Origin of the sequence: Nonomuraea sp. NPDC048892, from assembly GCF_040649735.1 — a bacterium.
Classification (GTDB): Bacteria; Actinomycetota; Actinomycetes; order Streptosporangiales; family Streptosporangiaceae; genus Nonomuraea; species Nonomuraea maheshkhaliensis.
In genome coordinates this window covers 310,591-328,559 of the sequence record NZ_JBEZFZ010000005.1, presented here as the reverse complement: position 1 = coordinate 328,559, position 17,969 = coordinate 310,591, and the positions used below count along the sequence as shown (strand labels likewise).

Sequence of the window (17,969 nt, the reverse complement as noted above, 5' to 3'; positions counted from 1 at the left end):
TAATTACGGCCGTCCCGCTGGACCGGCGGCGAACGGCGAGCCGATGCTGGATCCGAGGTCCGTTCTCTCATCCAAGGAGCGCTCATGGGCTTGAACCTCCGGCTGGTCGTCCCCCTGGTCTACGCGGCCGCGGTCATCGTGGCCTTCCTGATCGGGCAAACAGTGGGCTCGGTGGTCGCCATCGTCGGAGCCCTCCTCGTGGCCGCGTTCTTCGTCATCACCGCACGTTCACGTCAGCGCCAGTAGCGCGCCCCAGGGGTCGCGCACGATCGTCGCGTGGTCTCGGCCCGAGACGATCGTGGCGCCCGATTCGACCGCCCGCGCGCTCGTCGCCGCGCGGCCGGCGGTGGCGAAGAACGTCAGCCAGCACGGGCTCATCCCCTCCGGCGGCGCCATGACCTCGACCCCGTGCAGACCGGGATAGAAGCCGGCGTCGTGCGTCCACAGCTCGTGGCCGCACCAGGTGCCCGGCTCGTCCACCAGGACGATCCCGGCCGGCCTGCGCCCCTCCCATAGGCCGAAGGGCGCCCCGCAGGCGTCGAGCGCGAACAGCAGCCGCCCGTCGTGGCCGGCCGGAACCGGGCCGAGCAGCACGCTCCCGCCTCTCTCCTTCACCTGTACGGCCGCCGCCTGCGCGTCCGGCGTCGCCAGGTACGTGTTCCACGAGGCGGGCAGCCCGGCGGGCACCCGTCCGAAGCCGCCCACGACCCGGCCGCCGAGCTCGATGAAGGAGTAGCCGCCCCCGTCGCGGAACGTCCAGCCGAACAGCTCCCCGTAGAAGGCCCGCGCGCCCTCGGGGTCCAGCGCCCCGTAGTCCACCCAGCACGGCGTGCCCGGCCGGTAGTGCTCATGAATCGGCATGCTGCACCTCCCGCGCCGCCGTCCGCAGATGAGCGTCGATGACGGGCGCCACGGCGGCGGGACGCTCGATCATGCACAGGTGCCCGGCGTCGGGCACGGTGATCACGCCGCAGCCGGGGACGGACCCGCGCAGCAGCTCCGCGCTCGCCCGGAAGCCCGGCATGTCCTGCTCGCCCAGCACGACCAGGGTGCGCGCCCTGATGCCGCGCAGATCGTCCACCGTGTGGACGTGCCTGCTCAGGCCGTACATGGCGCCGTCACGCAGCTCGCGCCACGAGTGCCTGGCCACGATCGCGCGCAGCCTGGCGCGCAGCTCGGGATGGCGCTCGGTGCCGCGGAAGATGTCCGGCGGGGCCGCCATCCACACGTCGGCCAGCCGTTCGCCGTCCACGCCCATCCTGGCCAGCCCGGCCAGCGTGCGGTAGCGCCCCGCGGTGCCCGGCTCGGCGGGCGCGCCGGCGATGGTCGGCGAGCCGACGACCAGCCCGCGCACGTCGCCGGGGTGGTCGATGACCAGTTGCAGGGCGATCATGGAACCGATCGACTCGGCCACCACCAGCGTGGCCCCTTCGGCGCGGGCCAGCCCGGCCAGCTCCGCCGCCAACGCCGGCAGCGACGTGCCCGGCCGCAGCGGCCGCGACCGGCCGTGGCCCGGCAGGTCCACGCCGACGTGCCGCCAGCCGGGCAGCAGCCCCCACAGCGGCTCCCAGACCGAGGAGTCCATCGTGTAGCCGTGGATCCACAACACCGAGGGGCCGTCGCCGCGCGTACGCACATGCAGGCTCACGACGTCACCCCCACCGGGGCGAAACCGGAGCAGAAGCGGCGGAAGGCGATCACGGACGTGTCGGCCGCGTCGTAGCGCTGCGGGGCGTGCACGTCCAGGTGGTCCCAGACCACGCGGTCCTGGTCGAAGGCGTAGCGGGCCCCGTGCACGAGCGCGGGCAGCGACTCCTGCTGGTCCGGCCGCACGCCGATGACCACCCGCCCCACGCTGCCCGTCCCGTCCGGCACCGCCCCCGTGATGATCGTGTACGGCGCCGCGGCCGTGCCCAGCTCGGTCAGCACGAGGTGCGGGCTGTAGGCGCGGGCCACGAACCGGGAGGCGAAGTTCAGCCGCCGCTCCTTCTCCCACGGCGGCGCCTTCGTCCTGAACTCTCCCTCGATGACCAGCTCGTCGTGCTCCCCCATGCTGACCCGCATGCCCCGCACCGCAGGCACCAGGTGGACGGTGCTGAAGTGCTCGGCGTCGAAGGCGTTCTCGACCACGTACTCGGCCGGGACCGCGACCCGCTGGTTCACCGCCGCGACGAACGTCAGCTCCCCGGCCGCCTGTTTGATCGCCTGCTCGAAGCCCCGGTCGTCGCCCGGATCGCCGGACAGCCGGGCGAACACCGCCGCCCCGGCGTGCAACGTCCGCACCTCGGCCACCGACCAGCGGCGGGCCCGGTCGCCGAGCGCGATCCGCTTGCCGTGGAAGGGGCAGACGACGCACTGCCCGTCCAGTTTGCCGCCGTAGCCGAGGTGGGCGCCCCGGTGCGGGCAGGTGGCCTCGAACACGCGGACGCCGTCGTCGTCGCGCACCGCGATCAGGTCCTTGCCGCCCAGCCGCAGCGGGGTGAGGCCGGGGGCGAGTTCGTCGTCGAGCGCGAGCAGGAACCAGCCGCCGTGCAGGTCTCCCGGCGGGGGGCCGGTCGTGGTCTGTCCGATCACCTCAGTGCTCCGATCACCTCAGTGGCCGCGCGTTCCCCGCCGGCCATCGCCATGTGCGCCATGGGCGGCCCGGCCAGGCCGGTCGTGGCCTCGCCGGCGAAGAAGAGCGTCCCGCCCATCGGCTCGGCCCAGGCCGCGGGCGCCCACAGCGCCCCCGCCCCCGGGTACGTGTACGCCCCACCGGCCCACGGGTCCGCCCCCCAGTCAGCCACCTTCACCACCACCGGCACCCGCCCCTTGGTCCAGGGCACCGCCTCAGCCAGCCGAGACAGCAAGGGTCCGTCCCTCCAGACGGCCCTGGCTCGGGCGGCCGCCCCGGCCTTCGCCATGATCACTACCTCGGGGCGGCCGGCCGTGGCGGTGACGAAGCCCAGCCGTCCTTCCGGGTCGAAGACCACGACGGACTCGGGCGCGGGCTCCGGGTAGGTGACCAGGGCGCACCAGGCGTCACCGGGGCGCAGCTCCTGGGCCGCCGCCTGCTTGCGTACCGGCAGATCGTCGATCGCGAGCCGCCCGTCGGCGACGATCGGCGGCGGCACCGTGACCACGGCCGCGACCGCGACCACGACGTGGCCGGCGGCGGTGACCGCGCGGACCCGTCCTGGCGACCAGGTCAGGCGCACGACCGGGTCGCCCAGCCGCACCCGCAGGCCGTCCGCCAGCCGCTCGGGCAGCGTGCGGAAGCCGCCGGGCAGGGCGAACTGGCCTTGTCCCACGGCGTCGGCGCGGCGGGCCGCGGCCACGCCGAGCGCGCTCAGCGCCTCGGGGTCGGCGGCCCAGTTCTGCCTGAACCACTCGGCGGCCGGCTCCAGCGCGGCAGGAAAACGTGCCGTCTGCTCCTTCAGCCACTGCGCCACCGACACGTCCCCGCTCGTGCCTGCCACCAGTCGCTCTTCCAGCAGCGGCGGGGGTGGGCGGAGTGCGGACAGCGGGTGGGGGGCGCCGTTCATGAGCACTCTGGCGGTGTAGCGGGGCAGCGGCACCAGGGCGGGCAGGCCCGGCCGCGCGCCGATCGGGTTGCGGTCGCCGTGCACGACCTGCGCGCCGAGCTCCAGTCCCGAGTCCTCGTCTGTGTGGATCCGGCCGCCGATCCGCGTCCTGGCCTCCAGCACCTCCACCGCCAGGCCCGCGCCCGCCAGTTTCGCGGCGGCGGCCAGGCCGCTCACGCCCGCGCCGATCACGACCACGTCGAGCTCTGCCACCGGCCGCTCCTCTGTAGTAGGTTGTCGTCGGCTTGATCACGAGGAGACGCGATGACCGCATCCCGTACGCTGCCCGCCCACCTGGCCCACCCGTTCTCTCCTCGCGGGCGGCTGGATCCGTATCCCGCGTACCGGTGGCTGCGTGAGCACGATCCGGTCCACTTCGACGTCACCTCGCGCATGTGGCTGCTGACCACGCACGCCGACTGCGCGCTCGCGCTGCGCGACCCGCGCTTCTCCGCGGCGCTGGGGCAGCGGGAGCGGGTCAGGGACGACGAGCTGCCGCCGTCGATGCTCACCACCGATCCCCCTGAGCACCAGCGGTTACGCTCGCCGGGGGCACTGCTGATGGGGCCGGCCGCGATCCGCGGGATCTCCGGCGGCATCGCCGCCGAGATCGAGCGGGTGCTGGACGGCCTGGCCGGACGCGAGCGGATCGAGGCCACGGCCGACATCGGCGAGCCGCTGGCCACCGGCGTGCTGGCCGAGCTGTTCGGGCTGCCGCCCGCCGACCGGGCCGCCTTCGCCGTGCTGGCTGCGCGGGTCTCGGTCAACCTCGACCCGCTGGCCGGGCCGCAGGCCGCGGCGGCGGGGCGGGCCGCGATGGGCGAGCTGACCCGCTTCCTCGGCGACCGCGCCGACGCGGCGGCCGAGGCTGTACGGGCCACGGCGGCTTCGGCTTCCACCGCGGCTGCGACGGGCTCCACCGGCTCGGCGGGTTCTGCGGCAGCCGCCGACACCGCGGGTGGGTCGCCGTTCGGGAGGCTGGCCGCCGATGATCGGCTGACCAGGGCGGAGATGCTCGGGATCGCCTCGCTCACCGTCGTCGGCGGGTGGAAGCCGCTGGCCGAGATGGTGGGCAACGCGCTGCACCGGCTGCTGCCCAGGAAGGACGCCGCCGAACAGGTACGCGAGAGCCACGAGGCGGCCGTGTCGGCCGTGGACGAGCTGCTGCGCCTGGAGTCGCCGATCCCGTTCACGGCCAGGGTGACCACCGAGGAGGTACGGCTGGACGGCGGCGTGATCCCGGCGGGGGCCAGGGTGCTGGCCCTGGTCGGAGCGGCAAACCGCGACCCGGCGGTCTTCGCGGAGCCCGACGAGCTGGTGGTGTCGCGCGCGCCCAACCCGCACCTCGCCTTCGGCGCGGGCACCCATCTCTGTCTCGGCGCCCCGCTGGTCAGGCAGGCCGGCGCGCTGTTGCTCGGCGGCCTACTGACCAGGTATCCGGAGCTGCGTCCCGTCGGCGACCCGCCCGTGTGGGCGCCGAGCATGGTGCCCAGGCGGCTGACCGGCTTCACCCTCACTACCTGACGTTCGCGCCGCGCCAGCGGAAGGTCAGCAGGCTCAGCAGCAGCGCCGCCGCGCACCACGAGCCGAGCACGACCGCGGTCCTGCCCAGCTCCCACGCGTGCGCGGGCTCCACCACGGCGAAGTCCGCGGGCAGGAAGACGGAGCGCAGCCCCTGCGTCATCCACTTCAGCGGGAAGAACGCCGCGATCGTCTGCATCCAGGCGGGCAACTCGCTGTAGGGGAAGAACACCCCCGAGATGAACTGCAGCACCAGGAACGGCAGCGTCACGATCGCCGCCGCCGACCTGGCGTTGGGAATGACCGAGCTGAACGCGACCGCCAGCAGCGAGCAGGCCGCCGCGCCGAGCAGCAGCACCCACAGGAACGTGATCCAGTGGCCGGGGTCCGACGGCATCGGCAGGTGGAACAGGACCACCCCGACGACCAGCAGGATCGCGGCCTCCAGGATGCCGGTCACGGTCACCCGGACGATCTTGCCGGCGAAGTACGCGGTCTTCGGCATCGGCGAGGAGGCCAGGCGGCGGATCATGCCGTTGTCCCGCTCGATCGCGATGTTGATGGCCAGGCCGTTGAAGCTGACGCTCATGATGCCGCAGGCGATGATCCCGGCCACGAACATCTGCTTGAAGTCGGTGTGGGTGCCGGGGACCGTGCCGGAGAAGATCGAGCCGAGCACCAGCAGCAGCACGATCGGCAGCAGCAGCGTGAAGAACAGCGACTGCCGGTTGCGGAAGAACGACTTCAGCTCGACCGACGAGCGCGCCACCGACGCCCGCCACAGCCCCGAGCCCCCGCCATACGCGACCGCGCGGCTCTGTCCCGCGACCACGGCGTCCGAGCTGGTCATGACGGTTCCCCCTGGTTCTCGCGGATCAGCTTGAGATAGACGTCCTCCAGCGTGGGCCGGTGGACCCGCAGGTCCCGCAGCTCCTCGACGCCTTCGCGGGCCGCCCACGGCAGCAGCGCGGCCAGCGCCCGCGTGGGCCGGTGGGTGTGCAGCGTGATGATCTCGTCCGTCCGCGCGCCCACGGTCGTGTCCTGCGGCAGTTCGGGCAGGCCGGCGGCGCTCAGGCCGCCGGTCGGGGTGAAGCTGACCGTGGCGGGCACGTCGCGCCGCCCGCCGAGCTCGCTGACGGCGCCGGTCTCCACGATCTCGCCCGCGACGATGACGGCGGCCCGCTGCGCCAGCGCCTCCACCTCGTCGAGGTAGTGGGTGGTCAGCACGGTCGTCTTGCCCTGGTCGGCGAAGTAACGCACCAGGTCCCATGCCTCCGCCCGCGCCTCCGGGTCGAGCCCGGTGGTGGGCTCGTCCAGGAAGATCAGGTCGGGGTCGCCGACCACGCCCACGGCCACGTCGAGGCGGCGCAGCTGGCCGCCCGACAGCGTCTGGGTCTGCTTGCGTTCCTGCCTGCCCAGCCCCACCATGCCGATCACCTGGTCGACGGGCAGCGGAGCCGGGTAGAAGGAGGCGAAGTGCTCGACCACCTCGCGTACCGTCAGGTCCGTGTACGCGCCGGTGGTCTGCGGCACGATGCCGAGCCTGGCGCGCCACCGGGGCGCGTCCTCGGCCGGGTCACGGCCGAGGACCTGGACCTCGCCACCAGTACGCCTGCGCACGCCCTCGAGGATCTCGACCGTCGTCGTCTTGCCGGCGCCGTTGGGGCCGAGTAAGGCGAACACCTCTCCTGGCCGGACGTCCAGGTCCACGCCTCGCAGGGTGTGGCTGGAGCCGTACTGCTTGCGCAGCCCCCGTACGCGGATCGGGTTCGCCTGATCGTCGGACATGATCTCCTCTTCCTCTCGGGCGTGCGAAGACCTCTGTGGCGGCTCAGGTCAGGTGCAGCAGCAGCACGGGCAGCAGCAGCAGTTGATGTCGACGCCGGCCGCGATCGAGTCGAGGTCGCCCTCGCTCAGCTCGGCCATGTCGATCTGCGGCGTCTCGGGGATGTGGAATTCGTACGTCCCCGTCTCCAGCCCGCGCTCCCACAGGGAGACCTGGACGTCGAGGTTGGAGTCGTGGGCGTTGTCCGGGACGTTGCGCACGACGTTGATCTCGGCGCCCGCGGGAACCTCGAGGCCGGATTCCGCCAGCGCCTCGCGCGGGTTGCTGTCGAGCTTGGCCGAGAACTCCTCGCTCGACCACGCGGTGATCAGTACTCGCGTGTAGGCGTTGACGAATTCGGTCCGCTCTCTGGGATTCAGGGCCATTGCGTCCTCCTGGAGCTTTTCCCCTTCGGCGCCGGTGCGCCGTCTCGAAACGGAGTCTTGCACGGCGAATTCCGGGTGCCCAGACTTAATTTCCGGAGCCATTGATTAAGTATTGAGAGACCTCTGCGTGAAAGGTACTCTGCAAATGCGCGGGCCGGAACCGTACGAAATACATATACGTATTCAACGGCCGGAAATGCGTATCGGAACATTCAATTGCGTAAGCCATCGGGAGTGCTCATGTCCGGGACGTACGTATCCCCCCGGGTGCCGCCTGGACCGGCGGGGACCCAGAGCCTGCGGGCCATGCGAGACGCGCCGCTGGAGTTCGTCACCGCGATGGCGGCCCACGGGGACGTCACCCGCCACGATGCCGACGGGGAGCCGGTCTACATGCTCAACCGGCCGGATCTGGCGCGGTACGTACTCAAGGAGAACGGGGCGAACTACACCAAGGACCGCACGCCGGACGACGACATGCTGCGCCCGCTGCTCGGCAACGGCCTGCTGACCAGCAACGGCGCCGAGTGGGCGGCGCAGCGGCGCAGGTGCGCGCCGGCCTTCAGGCCCGCCGAGGTCAACCGGTTCGACCAGGTCATCGTGGCGGCGGCGGAGCAGCTGGCGGCGCAGTGGCGGGGCGCCGGGCCGGTACGGGTGGACCACGACCTGACCTCGCTCACCCTGACCGTGATCGTGAAGGCCATGCTCGGCACCGACATCGGCGGCGCGGGCGAGGGGTTCGGCCGGGCGGTGGACGCGGTCAACCGGTTCATCGGGCACTACGTACCCAGCGACGACCCGGACCCGGCCGACACGGCCGCGCGGTACGTCGGCTTCCAGCGGGCGCGGGCCTTCCTCGACCAGGTGACCCGAGTGATCATCGCGGCGCGCCGCGCGGGCGGACCCGGCGACGACCTGCTCAGCGCCCTGCTCACCGACGGACACCCCCACCCCGGCACCGGACCCGCGGCGGGGCCTGACACCGAGCCCACCGCAGCCGCCGGGCCCACCGCAGCAGCAGGGCCCGGCGGCCCGGCCGACGTCGAGTTGCGGGATCAGGTGCTGACCATCGTCATGGCCGGGCACGAGACCACCGCCAAGTCCCTGACCTGGACGCTCTACCTGCTCGACCGCCACCCCGAGGCGGCCGCCGCCGTCCGGGCGGAGATCGACGAGGTGCTGGGCGGCAGGGCGCCGGTCGCCGCCGACCTGCCCGCGCTACGCAGATGCAGGCAGGCCGTGCAGGAGGCGATGCGGCTCTACCCGCCGGTCTGGCTCATCTCGCGGCGCAGCGTGGCGGCCGACGTGATCGACGGCTACGACATCCCGGCCGGCTCGCTGGTCTGCGTCAGCCCGTGGGTGCTGCACCGCGACCCGCGTTATTGGGACGACCCCGCCGTCTACCGCCCCGAGCGCTTCGACCCCGAACATGCGGCCCGGCACCTCAGCCACCAGTACCTGCCCTTCGGCGGCGGCCCGCGCATCTGCCTGGGGCGGCACTTCGCCCTGGTCGAGGCCACGCTGGTGCTCGCCGTCATCCTGCGTGACCTGCGCATGGAGCTGGTGCCGGGATTCCCCGTCGAGCCGGAGGCCCTGGTCACGCTGCGGCCCAGGCACGGCCTGATGATGGTTCCGAGGCCCCGGTGAGCGCGCCGGCCGCGGCGGGCTCGTACGACGTCGCCAACACCACCTGGGGTGGCGTGGACGGCGAGCTGGCCCGCCTCGAAGCGCAGGCGGCGCTCTCGTTCGACGAGGAGCTGCGCATCATGAGTGACCTCGGGCTGACCCGTGCGGGCCCGCTGCTGGAGCTGGGCGCGGGCTCGGGCGCGATCACCCGCAGGCTGCGCGCGGCCGAGCCCGGCCTGCCCGTCATCGCGCTGGACGTGGACGCGGGGCTGCTCCGCCACGCGGGCGGCTGCGGCGCGCCGCTCGTGGCCGCCGACGGCGCCCGGCTGCCCCTGCGTACGGCAAGCGTGGGCGGCGTACTGCTGCGCTACGTACTGCAGCACCTCGCCGACCCCGTCCCGATGCTGACCGAGGCACTACGGGTGCTGCGGCCCGGCGGCACCCTCGTCGCCGTCGAGGTGGACAGCATGCTGTGGGGCCTGGCCGATCCGATGTATCCCGAGCTGGCCTCCGTGCACGCCACGATGGCCCAGGCGCAGCGCGGCGCGGGAGGCGACCGTCAGATCGGCAGGAAGCTCACCAGGCTGCTGCGCGGGAGCGGCTTCACCGACGTGGTGCTGCGCCCCTTCGCCGCGACGAACGACACCCACCCCACGGCCGCCTTCGCCCCGCACCTGGGCCCCGAGCGGCTGGTGCCGCTGGTGGCCTCGGGCGCGCTGTCGATGGCCGAGCTGGCCCTGGCCGCCGACCGCTGGCGGCGTTTCCTGGCCGACCCGGACGCCTGGGTCATGCTCCTCGGCTTCGCCGCAGCCGGGACCGCGCCGCCAGGCCCGGCCCCCTCAGTACCGGAGACAGTTCCGGAGAAACCCGCAAGGTTCTGGAGGAATGCGCAATGAGTCCGTTCTGGAAGATCTTCGTGGCGATCTTCTGCTACATCAGCGGGATCGTCGGACTCGGCCTGGCGGTGATCAACGCCAGCCAGCAGCCGCCCGCGACGTCCCTGGCCATCGTGTACGGCGTGGCCGGCCTGCTCTTCCTGGCCGTGGGCATCGTGCTCAGCCGCCGCCCCAGCTACTGACGACAGTTACTGACGACGGGCCGTCCGGAGCGCTCAGAGGGCTCCGGACGGCCCCGGAACGGTCGTCAGGCGGTGGGGTCGCAGGGGCGTACTTCGACGATGTCGCCGGGCGCGTACGGCATCTTGCGCGCCCACGCCTCGGCCTCCTCCGCGGACTTGACCTCGATGATCCAGATGCCGCCGATCTGCTCGCGCCCCACCGCGTAGGGCCCGGCCACGGCCGGCCCGTCGGGCCTGACCAGCTTGCCCTCGCGGGACCTGGTCAGCCCCGCGCCATATTTGACCTTGACACCCGCCGTCACCATCGCCCTGCCGAACTGGCGGTGCGCCTCGGCCATGCGTGTGCGTTCGCTCTCGCTGAAGGCGTCCCAGAGCATCTCGTCGCCGTGGATCAGCAGCACGAAGTCCATCAGTCGCCTACCTTCCTAGGAGATCTGCCCTCGGGATCGTCGAGGAGCGGGCAGAGCCCCGGTCGGCACTATCGTGACATCCTTCCACGTCGCAGCGCCTCAACTCGACCTCATCACCTGACCGGCCCGCTAGATCTGCCGCCGGGCCAGGCGGGCGAACAGGCCCTGCTCGTCGCCCAGCAGCTCGTCATAGGTGCCCTGCTGGACGACGCGCCCGCCGTCGAGCACGAGGATCTTGTCGGCGTCCCTGATGGTGGACAGCCGGTGGGCGATGACGACGCGGGTGGCGTTGAGCCTGCGGGTGCTCTCGGCGATGACGTTCTGCGCGGGATTGTCCAGAGCGCTGGTGGCCTCGTCGAAGAAGACGATGCGCGGGCGGGATACCAGTGCCCTGGCGATCATGATGCGCTGCCGCTGCCCGCCCGAGAGCGTGTGGGTGCCCTCGGACAGGACGGTGTGCATGCCCATCGGCATGGCGGTGATGTCGCCGTCGATGCCGGCCATCGCGGCGGCCTCCCAGGCGTCGTCGATCGTGTGGCTGGTGCTGCCGACGATGTTCTGCCTGATGTCGCCGGCGAGCAGGGCGCCGTTCTGCAGCACCACCCCGCACTGGCGGCGCACCGCGCCGAGGTCGAGCTCGCCCAGGTCCTGGCCGTCGTACATGACGCTGCCCGAGTCGGGCTGCTCGAAGCCGAGCAGCAGGCGCAGGATCGTGGACTTGCCGCTGCCGGTCGGCCCGACGATCGCGACGAACTCACCGGGCTCGATCGACAGGTCGATCTCGCTCAGCGCCCTGGGCCCGTCCGCGCCGTAACGGAAGGAGACCTTGGACAGGGTGATGCGGCCCGACAGGTCGCCGGGGTCGGCCTTGCCCGCGTCGTCCTCGGGCTCGACCTCCAGGACGGGCGCCAGCTTCTCCAGCATCGGCACGATGCTCATGGCGGTGATGGCCGCGCCGGTGAACTGCAGCACGGACGCGATGAGCAGGCTGAAGGCGGTGAAGAAGGCCAGGAACGCGGCGATCGGCAGCTGCCCGCGCATGGGCCCGGCCGCCACGGCGAAAATCACGCACGAGCAGACGAGCGGGAAGCCCGCGTTGAACGTGGTCACCAGGTTCTGCAGCCGTCTGGCCTTGGCCGAGGTGGCCCTGGTCCGCGTGAAGTCGCGGGTCCACACGGCGAACGCCTGGTCCTCCGCGGCGGCCACGCGCAGCTTGGGCACGGCCGACAGGAGCTGGAAGACCCGGGACGACAGCCGCTGCTCCTGCTCGTACAGGCGGCGCTGCAGACGTACCTCGAAGAAGCCGGCGACCGCGCACACCAGCACGCCGGCCAGCACCAGCAGGGTCGCGAGCAGCGCGAGGCGGACGTCGTAGACGTAGACGAGGACGAGGTTGGCCAGGCCGCCGAACAGGCCGAGCGTGGCCGTGGTCATGACGCCGGAGAGCATCTCCTGGGCCGCGCTCACGCCGAGCACGGTGGTGCCCAGCTCGCCGGTGGAGTATCTGCCGAAGAACGTGACGGGCAGCGACAGCAGCCGGGTCCACGCCCCCGCCTGCACCCGGGCGGACGCGCGGCCCTCGATGCGCAGCGCGGCCACGTTCTGGACGATCGACAGCGCGCCCGCCACGAAGGCGCCGCCGATGACCAGCGCCGCGCCCTGCACGATGAGGTCGCGTTCGGCCCGCGCCACGAACGTGCCCAGCACCAGCCCGGTCATCGCGGGAACGAGCAGGCCGATGACGGCCACGATCGTGCCGAGGGAGGCGAGCACGAACAGGTCGTGGCCGTTGCGGGCCAGCCCGAAGCGCAGCAGCCCGGCCACGGTGCGCACCTCGCGCGGCAGTGGCTCGTAGAGCACCTCGGCCTTGTTGGCCAGCGTGGCCGCGACTGCTCTGGTCACGGGGGTGACCCGGCTCTGTCCCGGCTGGGCGAGCACGTACCGCGAGCCGATGGGCAGCAGCGCCACGGGGGTCTCGTCGTCGCGCAGGTAGCCCACCATGGGGCCGATGTCCCGTTTCCACCAGCCGTCGTCCAGCCGGACGGTCCTGGTCCGCACTCCCGAGGCCAGGGCGACGGCCTGGAGCGGATCGACCTCCCTGCTGCTGCCCGGCGGCGGCGCGGTGACGGTGAAGCCGGCGTGCGAGGCCACCAGCCTGGCCGCGGCCAGCGCCGGCGGATCGTTGCTGACGTCGGCCAGGCGCACCCTGGCCTCGGTGTCGCGCACGAGCGTGTCGAAGCTGCGCCTGGCCGCCACGGTGGTGGCCGACTCCTGCTCCTTCCTGCGCTCCAGCGAGCGCAGCTCGCGGGCCCGCTGCCGTTCGACCCGCCGGTCCACGGTGTAGAGGAAGCGGATGGCGTGCTCCACCCAGCGGCTCCAGAGCGTCTCGTCCGCCAGCAGCTGCCAGGTGGACCTGGAGCGCAGCCGGGCAGGGGTGGTGGCGACCACCCAGTCCCGCTCGGTCACCGACAGCTCCGCGCCCGCGGTGAGCACGCCGGCCACGCCGTCGGGCATCTCGACCGCGCCCTCCTCGACGCTGAGCCAGCGCACGCCGTCCACCGACCTGGCGGCCCGGTTCTGGCCGAGCACGGTGACCGCGTCCGAGGCCAGGGGGACGAACTCGCGCGGGGGCAGCCCGTCGCGCAGCGCGGTGGCCAGCGACACCATGCCCGCCTCCAGGCCGCGTACGAGCTGCTTGACGGCCAGCCCGTAATCGGCGGTGGACATCGTGGCCGAGCGCCCGGTGCCGGCCAGCTCGCGCAGCCTGGCCAGCGGGACGCGCGAGACGAGCGAGCCGGGCACGGGACGGCCCACAATGCCGTGCCGCGGGCCTCGGGGTGCGCCGGGCAGCAGCGTGCCCTCACGGATCCGGCACAGGTAGTTCCAGCGGCCCACCGGACGCCCGTTCTCCAGGCGCACGGCGAACAGGTCCACCTCGCCCCGCTCGACCAGCAGCACCTCACGCACGCCCGACATGACGAACAGGTTGTCCGCGGAGTAGTCCACCGGAGTGGCCGCGTCGGTGAAGAACGGCGAGAACGCGGAGTGCGCCGAGAGCGCCGGCGTCGTCACGTTCCTTCCCCGTTCCTGCGCGAGCTCCTGAGCAGCTCCGCGTAGTGCCCGTCCAGCGCCAGCAGCTCGGCGTGCCGGCCGCGCTCGACCACCTCGCCGCGGTCGAGGACGATGATCTCGTCGGCGTCGCGCACGGTGGACAGCCGGTGGGCGATGATGAGGCAGCCGCAGCCGCGTCTGCGCAGGTGGTCGGCGATGTTCCGCTCCGTCTCCGGGTCCAGCGCGCTGGTGGCCTCGTCCAGGATCAGCAGGGTCGGCCGGAGCGACAGGGCCCTGGCCAGCTCCAGGCGCTGCCGCTGGCCGCCGCTGAAGTTGCGCCCGCCCTCCAGCACGCCGCTGTTGAGGCCGCCCGGCCTGGTGGCGATCAGGTCGAACAGGGCGGCGTCGCGCAGCGCGGAGACGACGACCTCGTCCGGCACGTCGTCGCTCCACAGGGTCAGGTTGTCGCGCACGGTGCCCTCGAACAGGGTGATGTCCTGGTCCACGTACGCGACCGACGCGGCCACCACCTCCCTGGGCAGGTCCTCCCTGGGCAGGCCGTCGAGCAGCACCCGTCCGGAGGTCGGCACGTAGAGTCCGGCGGCCAGCTTGCCCGCGGTCGACTTGCCGCTGCCGGAGTTGCCGACGATCGCCACCCTGCGTCCTGGCACCAGCGTGAACGACAGGTCCTTGATCACGGGCGTGGCCAGCGCGTTGTAGCCGAACGTGACCCGGTCGAACTCCAGCCGGCCGTCCAGGCGGCCCTCGGCCCGCTCCCGTACGGGCTCGCGGCGCTCGAAGGTGGCGGCCACGGGGTACTTCTCGACGTCGTACAGGCGGCAGACGTCGGCGGAGATGTCCTGCAACTGCCCGCCCAGGTTCGTGAGCTGCGTGACGGGCCTGGACAGGGAGGTGAGCAGGGTCTGGAAGGCCACCAGCATGCCCACGCTGATCACGCCGTCCACCACCCGCAGGCCGCCGATCAGCAGGATGAGCCCGCTGTTGACGCCGGCCAGCAGCGGCGGCACGACGGTCAGCGTGGCCGTGGCCACGCCCAGCCGCTGCTTGGCGGTGACCGCCTTGGCCAGGAAGCCCGCCCAGCGCTGGAACGCGGCGGGCTCGGCGCCGGTGGCCTTGACGGTCTCGATGAGCTGCAGGGTGTTGAACGTGGTCGAGGTGAGGTTGCCCAAGTCGGCGCGGAGCGCGGCCACGGCGTCCGTACGGGCTCTGGACACCTGCCGCAGCACCAGGATGTTGACCAGCGCCATCCCCACCCCGACCAGGCCGAGCAGCAGGTCGTAGCGGATGAGGACGATGCCGTAGAACAGCACCAGCACCAGGTTGACCAGGGTGATGGCCAGGTCGCGGGAGAGGATCTCGGCGACGGTGTCGTTGGCCTGCACCCGCTTGGCCACCTCGGCGGGGCGGCGCTGGAGGTAGAACTCCACGGGCAGCCGCAGCAGGTGACGGAAGAAGCGGGCCGAGCTGACCAGCCCGAGCCTGATCTCCATGCGCAGCAGGTAGTGCCGCTGCACCGAGGTCAGCACGAACACCGCCAGCGCCGTGAACCCCACGCCGAACAGCAGCGGCAGCAGGTAGCCCGGGTCGCGCCCGGTCAGCACCCGGTCGATGAAGACCCGGCTGAACGCGGGCCCGATGATGCCGGGGACGACCAGCAGCAGGCTGGCCAGCAGCACCAGCGGCAGCGCCCGCCCCGACGGCATGCGGCGGGTCAGCAGCGCCTGGCCGACCCGGGTGGGCCGCCCGCCGGGCCGGAAGTCCGGTCCCGGCTCGAAGGTGAGCACCACGCCGGTGAAGCCGGAGTCGAAGTCGTCCCAGTCGATCATGCGCGGGCCGCCGGCCGGGTCGTTGACCGCCACGGCCTTCCTGCCGAACCTGGCGCGCACCCCTTCGAGGACCATGAAGTGCTGGAACGCCCAGAACACGATGGCGGGCCCTGTCAGCGAGCGCAGGTCCTCGGCCTCCATCTGGAAGCCTCTGGCGATCAGCCCGTAGCGGCGGGCGGCGGCGATCACGCTGGAGGCCTTGGCGCCGTCGCGGGAGACGCCGCAGGCCGAGCGGAGCTCCTCCAGGGGGACGAACTTGCCGTAGTAGCCGAGGATCATCGCCAGCGAGGCGGCCCCGCACTCCACCGCCTCCATCTGGATCACCGTGGGCGTGCGCCGCCGCCACCGCCACCGCCTGGCAGGTCGTGGCGGTGACGGTGGCGGGGCCGGCGGGCTCGCCTGCGCGGGAGCGCTCGTGGTCGTCACATCTCCCCCTTCAGCGCCCGAGCAGCAGGTCGAACAGGGTCTGACTGCCCAGGACGATCGCGCCGGCGACCGACACCTGCGACTGCAGGCGCGCCGGCGGCCCCTTCTGGGTGGACCAGGCGTAGCCGGACGGCGTGCCGGGGTCGCGTTCCAGATCGACGATGACGAGCCTGGCCGGGACGCCCTTGAGATAGCCGCGGGCCGCCTCCAGGCCGCCCACCAGGTCGGCCGCGTGCTCCAGCATGACCGGATAGGAGCTGACGGAGTGCACCCGGCCGCGCAGCAGCCCGAACGCGCCGGGCGGGGCCGAGGAGACCGACAGATCCACCGGCTTGCCCGGCACCACGCCCATCGCCCGGTCCACCGGCACGAACAACATCGCCACCAGCCGGTCGTCGGCGGTGTCCGTGCGCTCGATGAGCAGCAGTTCCTCGCCGGGCCCCACCACGTGCCCGTCCACCGCGGAGAAGGCGACCACCCGGCCGGTGAACGGGCTGTGCACCGGCCGATCTCTGCCGCTGTCCACGGTGATCACGGCCACCTGCTGGCCCCTGTGCACGGCCTGGTCGGGGCGGACCAGCATCGAACGGACGGTGCCGCCGTACGGGCTCTGCAGCCGGGCGGTGCCCGCGGGGTGGGTGAGCAGCCCCGCCGCGGACACCGTCACCGGCAGCCGACCCACGAAGAACCAGACGGACGCCGCCGCCACGATGATCAGCACCACGAACGTGGCGATCCACCCGCGCGGCGAGGCCAGCAGCGTCGGCGAGTCGAGTTCGTCGGGCTCGCGCATCCGCTGCAGCGCCTTGAACCGGAACTTCATCGCCCTATCCCCGCCTGCTGCCGAGGACCAGCTCGCCCACGCTGCCCTCGCTCAGGTAGTCGAGGCCACTGGCGCGGGCGAAGTCGTCGGCGTCGCCGCCGCCGAGCCCGCACACGGCCAGGTTCATCGCGGTGCCGACCAGGTAGATCGTCTGGTAGAGCACGCCGACGTGCTTGAGCACCAGCGAGTACGCGATCGTCTCGTACTTCCACATCACCCGGCCGAAGCGGGCGGTGACGATCAGCAGCACCTGCGGGTCGTCCGCGAGCAGCGCCGCCGACCTGGCCCGCTGCACCAGCGTCCGCACCGCAGGGGACGGCTCCGACACCAGCTCAAGGGCGTGCCCGGCGGTGTCGTAGTGCCACAGCCCAGGATCGAGGCCGCGGCAGGAGACGACCAGGGGGTAGACCTCCAGCTCGTGCACCGAGCCGCCCGAGGGGTAGGGCCGGTCGGCCAGCCGCTGGCCGTCCGGCGAGTCGAAGGCCGCCCGCTGCCGCATCGATCGGTAGAGCAGCTCGCCGAGCTGGTCGAGGGTGATCGGCGCGTCCTGGTCGTGCTCGCGTACGGAGCGGCGGCGCTCCAGCGTCTCGGTCAGGCTCGGCCCAGGCGCGTCCAGGTCGGGGGCCGTCAGCTCGATCCGCTTGCCGCCGAAGGGCGCCGGGTTGACGGGCAGGGGCTCGAAGCGCTCCTTGAACGGGTACGTGCCGCCGTAGCGGCCGGCGATCCGCGAGCCTCTGCTGTGCGCGTGCAGCCACAGGTCGCGGGGCTGCCACTGGGCCAGGGCCAGGTCGCCGTCCTCGTCACCGTCCTCGGTGCCGGTGGTCAGCGCCCCGGCGGCGGCCAGGAAGCGCAGCACGTCGTCGGCGCCCAGCTCGGCCGGGGTGGTCCAGCCGGCCCGCGCGTCCAGCTCGGCGGGGGTGGTCCAGTCGGCGAGCGCGCCCAGCAGGCCGGCCGCCTCGGGCGCCAGCTCCACCACGGCGGGGCTGCGCGGGCCGCGTACGCTCAGCACGCCGTCCTCCGCCGTGACCACGGCGAACCGGGACAGTCTGAGCCGCGTGCCGGGGGCCGGCGGCGGGCCGGGCTCGACGGGTCCGGCGCCGATCGGGCGCAGCCTGGCCGCAGGCGTGCCGTACTCCAGCAGGCCGCCCTGGGCCAGGCGGCGCAGCAGCAGGTTCCAGCGCAGCAGCCCGGCCTCGCCCACCGTGGCCGCCAGCGCCGTGTCCGTCGCGTCACCGGCCGCCAGGACGCGCAGGGCGGCCACCATCCGGTCAGACGGGTTGCGCAGCCCCAGCGAACCGGCGGGCGAGGAGATGCGCACCTCGCCGTCCGCCTCGGTCAGCGTCGCCTCACGCCGCAGCCGCCGTTTCGTCTCACTCACGCCGGGTTCCTCCCTCGTTCACCGCACGTCCCCCG

At 72.7% G+C, this 17,969-nt stretch carries 17 protein-coding genes; 5 read left to right on the top strand and 12 right to left on the bottom strand.

Annotation, left to right across the window (positions count from 1 at the left end):
* Positions 1-84 precede the first annotated feature (84 nt).
* Positions 85-246: a hypothetical protein gene (locus tag AB0C28_RS18825; RefSeq protein ID WP_346112500.1), complete on the top strand. Its 162-nt coding sequence runs from the start codon at positions 85-87 to the stop codon at positions 244-246.
* Here the strand turns inward: AB0C28_RS18825 and AB0C28_RS18820 are convergent.
* Genes AB0C28_RS18820 through AB0C28_RS18805 form a run of 4 tightly spaced genes read right to left on the bottom strand, consistent with a single transcriptional unit; the run spans position 229 to position 3,776 of the window.
* A complete protein-coding gene (locus tag AB0C28_RS18820) occupies positions 229-861 on the bottom strand; it encodes a VOC family protein (RefSeq protein ID WP_358075975.1) in 633 nt (210 codons plus the stop codon). The genes AB0C28_RS18825 and AB0C28_RS18820 overlap by 18 nt on opposite strands.
* On the bottom strand, positions 848-1,648 hold the full coding sequence (locus tag AB0C28_RS18815; RefSeq protein WP_357847608.1) for an alpha/beta hydrolase: 801 nt from the start codon (positions 1,646-1,648) through the stop codon (positions 848-850). Before AB0C28_RS18815 ends, AB0C28_RS18820 begins: the two co-directional genes overlap by 14 nt.
* On the bottom strand, positions 1,645-2,574 hold the full coding sequence (locus AB0C28_RS18810) for a Rieske 2Fe-2S domain-containing protein (protein ID WP_358075972.1): 930 nt from the start codon (positions 2,572-2,574) through the stop codon (positions 1,645-1,647). The genes AB0C28_RS18815 and AB0C28_RS18810 overlap by 4 nt, the downstream gene beginning before the upstream one ends.
* Positions 2,571-3,776 (bottom strand): FAD-dependent oxidoreductase, encoded by a 1,206-nt coding sequence (locus tag AB0C28_RS18805; protein WP_358075969.1) that lies wholly within the window; start codon positions 3,774-3,776, stop codon positions 2,571-2,573. Before AB0C28_RS18805 ends, AB0C28_RS18810 begins: the two co-directional genes overlap by 4 nt.
* Positions 3,777-3,827: 51 nt before the next feature.
* On the opposite strand from AB0C28_RS18805, the gene AB0C28_RS18800 reads away from it, so the two are divergent.
* Positions 3,828-5,087, top strand: coding sequence for a cytochrome P450 (locus AB0C28_RS18800; protein ID WP_358075966.1), 1,260 nt, complete (start codon positions 3,828-3,830; stop codon positions 5,085-5,087).
* Here AB0C28_RS18800 and AB0C28_RS18795 read toward each other — a convergent pair.
* From AB0C28_RS18795 to AB0C28_RS18785, 3 genes are read right to left on the bottom strand one after another with little or no spacing between them, the layout of a single operon-like run.
* A complete protein-coding gene (locus AB0C28_RS18795; protein WP_357847615.1) occupies positions 5,080-5,934 on the bottom strand; it encodes an ABC transporter permease in 855 nt (284 codons plus the stop codon). The two genes, AB0C28_RS18800 and AB0C28_RS18795, sit on opposite strands and share 8 nt — an antisense overlap.
* Complete coding sequence (locus AB0C28_RS18790) at positions 5,931-6,872, bottom strand: ABC transporter ATP-binding protein (protein WP_358075963.1); 942 nt, start codon at positions 6,870-6,872, stop codon at positions 5,931-5,933. Before AB0C28_RS18790 ends, AB0C28_RS18795 begins: the two co-directional genes overlap by 4 nt.
* A 48-nt stretch (positions 6,873-6,920) precedes the next feature.
* Positions 6,921-7,295: a hypothetical protein gene (locus AB0C28_RS18785; RefSeq protein WP_346109588.1), complete on the bottom strand. Its 375-nt coding sequence runs from the start codon at positions 7,293-7,295 to the stop codon at positions 6,921-6,923.
* A gap of 306 nt (positions 7,296-7,601) precedes the next feature.
* Here AB0C28_RS18785 and AB0C28_RS18780 point away from each other — a divergent pair, with 306 nt between their 5' ends.
* From AB0C28_RS18780 to AB0C28_RS18770, 3 genes are read left to right on the top strand one after another with little or no spacing between them, the layout of a single operon-like run.
* Positions 7,602-8,942 carry a cytochrome P450 gene (locus AB0C28_RS18780; RefSeq protein ID WP_358075960.1) on the top strand — a complete coding sequence of 447 codons (1,341 nt, stop codon included), beginning with the start codon at positions 7,602-7,604 and terminating at the stop codon, positions 8,940-8,942.
* Positions 8,939-9,817, top strand: a complete 879-nt coding sequence (locus AB0C28_RS18775) for a methyltransferase domain-containing protein (RefSeq protein WP_357847621.1) — start codon at positions 8,939-8,941, stop codon at positions 9,815-9,817. The genes AB0C28_RS18780 and AB0C28_RS18775 overlap by 4 nt, the downstream gene beginning before the upstream one ends.
* Positions 9,814-9,999 carry a hypothetical protein gene (locus AB0C28_RS18770; RefSeq protein ID WP_358075957.1) on the top strand — a complete coding sequence of 62 codons (186 nt, stop codon included), beginning with the start codon at positions 9,814-9,816 and terminating at the stop codon, positions 9,997-9,999. Before AB0C28_RS18775 ends, AB0C28_RS18770 begins: the two co-directional genes overlap by 4 nt.
* A 65-nt stretch (positions 10,000-10,064) precedes the next feature.
* Here AB0C28_RS18770 and AB0C28_RS18765 read toward each other — a convergent pair whose 3' ends face one another.
* The 5 genes from AB0C28_RS18765 to AB0C28_RS18745 form a co-directional block, all read right to left on the bottom strand.
* Positions 10,065-10,409, bottom strand: a complete 345-nt coding sequence (locus tag AB0C28_RS18765) for a YciI family protein (protein WP_346109591.1) — start codon at positions 10,407-10,409, stop codon at positions 10,065-10,067.
* Between the two features lie 129 nt (positions 10,410-10,538).
* Positions 10,539-13,481: an NHLP bacteriocin export ABC transporter permease/ATPase subunit gene (locus tag AB0C28_RS18760; protein WP_357847623.1), complete on the bottom strand. Its 2,943-nt coding sequence runs from the start codon at positions 13,479-13,481 to the stop codon at positions 10,539-10,541.
* Positions 13,478-15,733, bottom strand: coding sequence for an NHLP family bacteriocin export ABC transporter peptidase/permease/ATPase subunit (locus tag AB0C28_RS18755; RefSeq protein WP_357847625.1), 2,256 nt, complete (start codon positions 15,731-15,733; stop codon positions 13,478-13,480). The genes AB0C28_RS18760 and AB0C28_RS18755 overlap by 4 nt, the downstream gene beginning before the upstream one ends.
* A 10-nt stretch (positions 15,734-15,743) precedes the next feature.
* Positions 15,744-16,556 (bottom strand): HlyD family efflux transporter periplasmic adaptor subunit, encoded by an 813-nt coding sequence (locus tag AB0C28_RS18750; RefSeq protein ID WP_357847627.1) that lies wholly within the window; start codon positions 16,554-16,556, stop codon positions 15,744-15,746.
* Positions 16,557-16,560: 4 nt separating this feature from the next.
* Positions 16,561-17,934 (bottom strand): SagB family peptide dehydrogenase, encoded by a 1,374-nt coding sequence (locus AB0C28_RS18745; RefSeq protein WP_357847629.1) that lies wholly within the window; start codon positions 17,932-17,934, stop codon positions 16,561-16,563.
* Positions 17,935-17,969 lie beyond the last annotated feature (35 nt).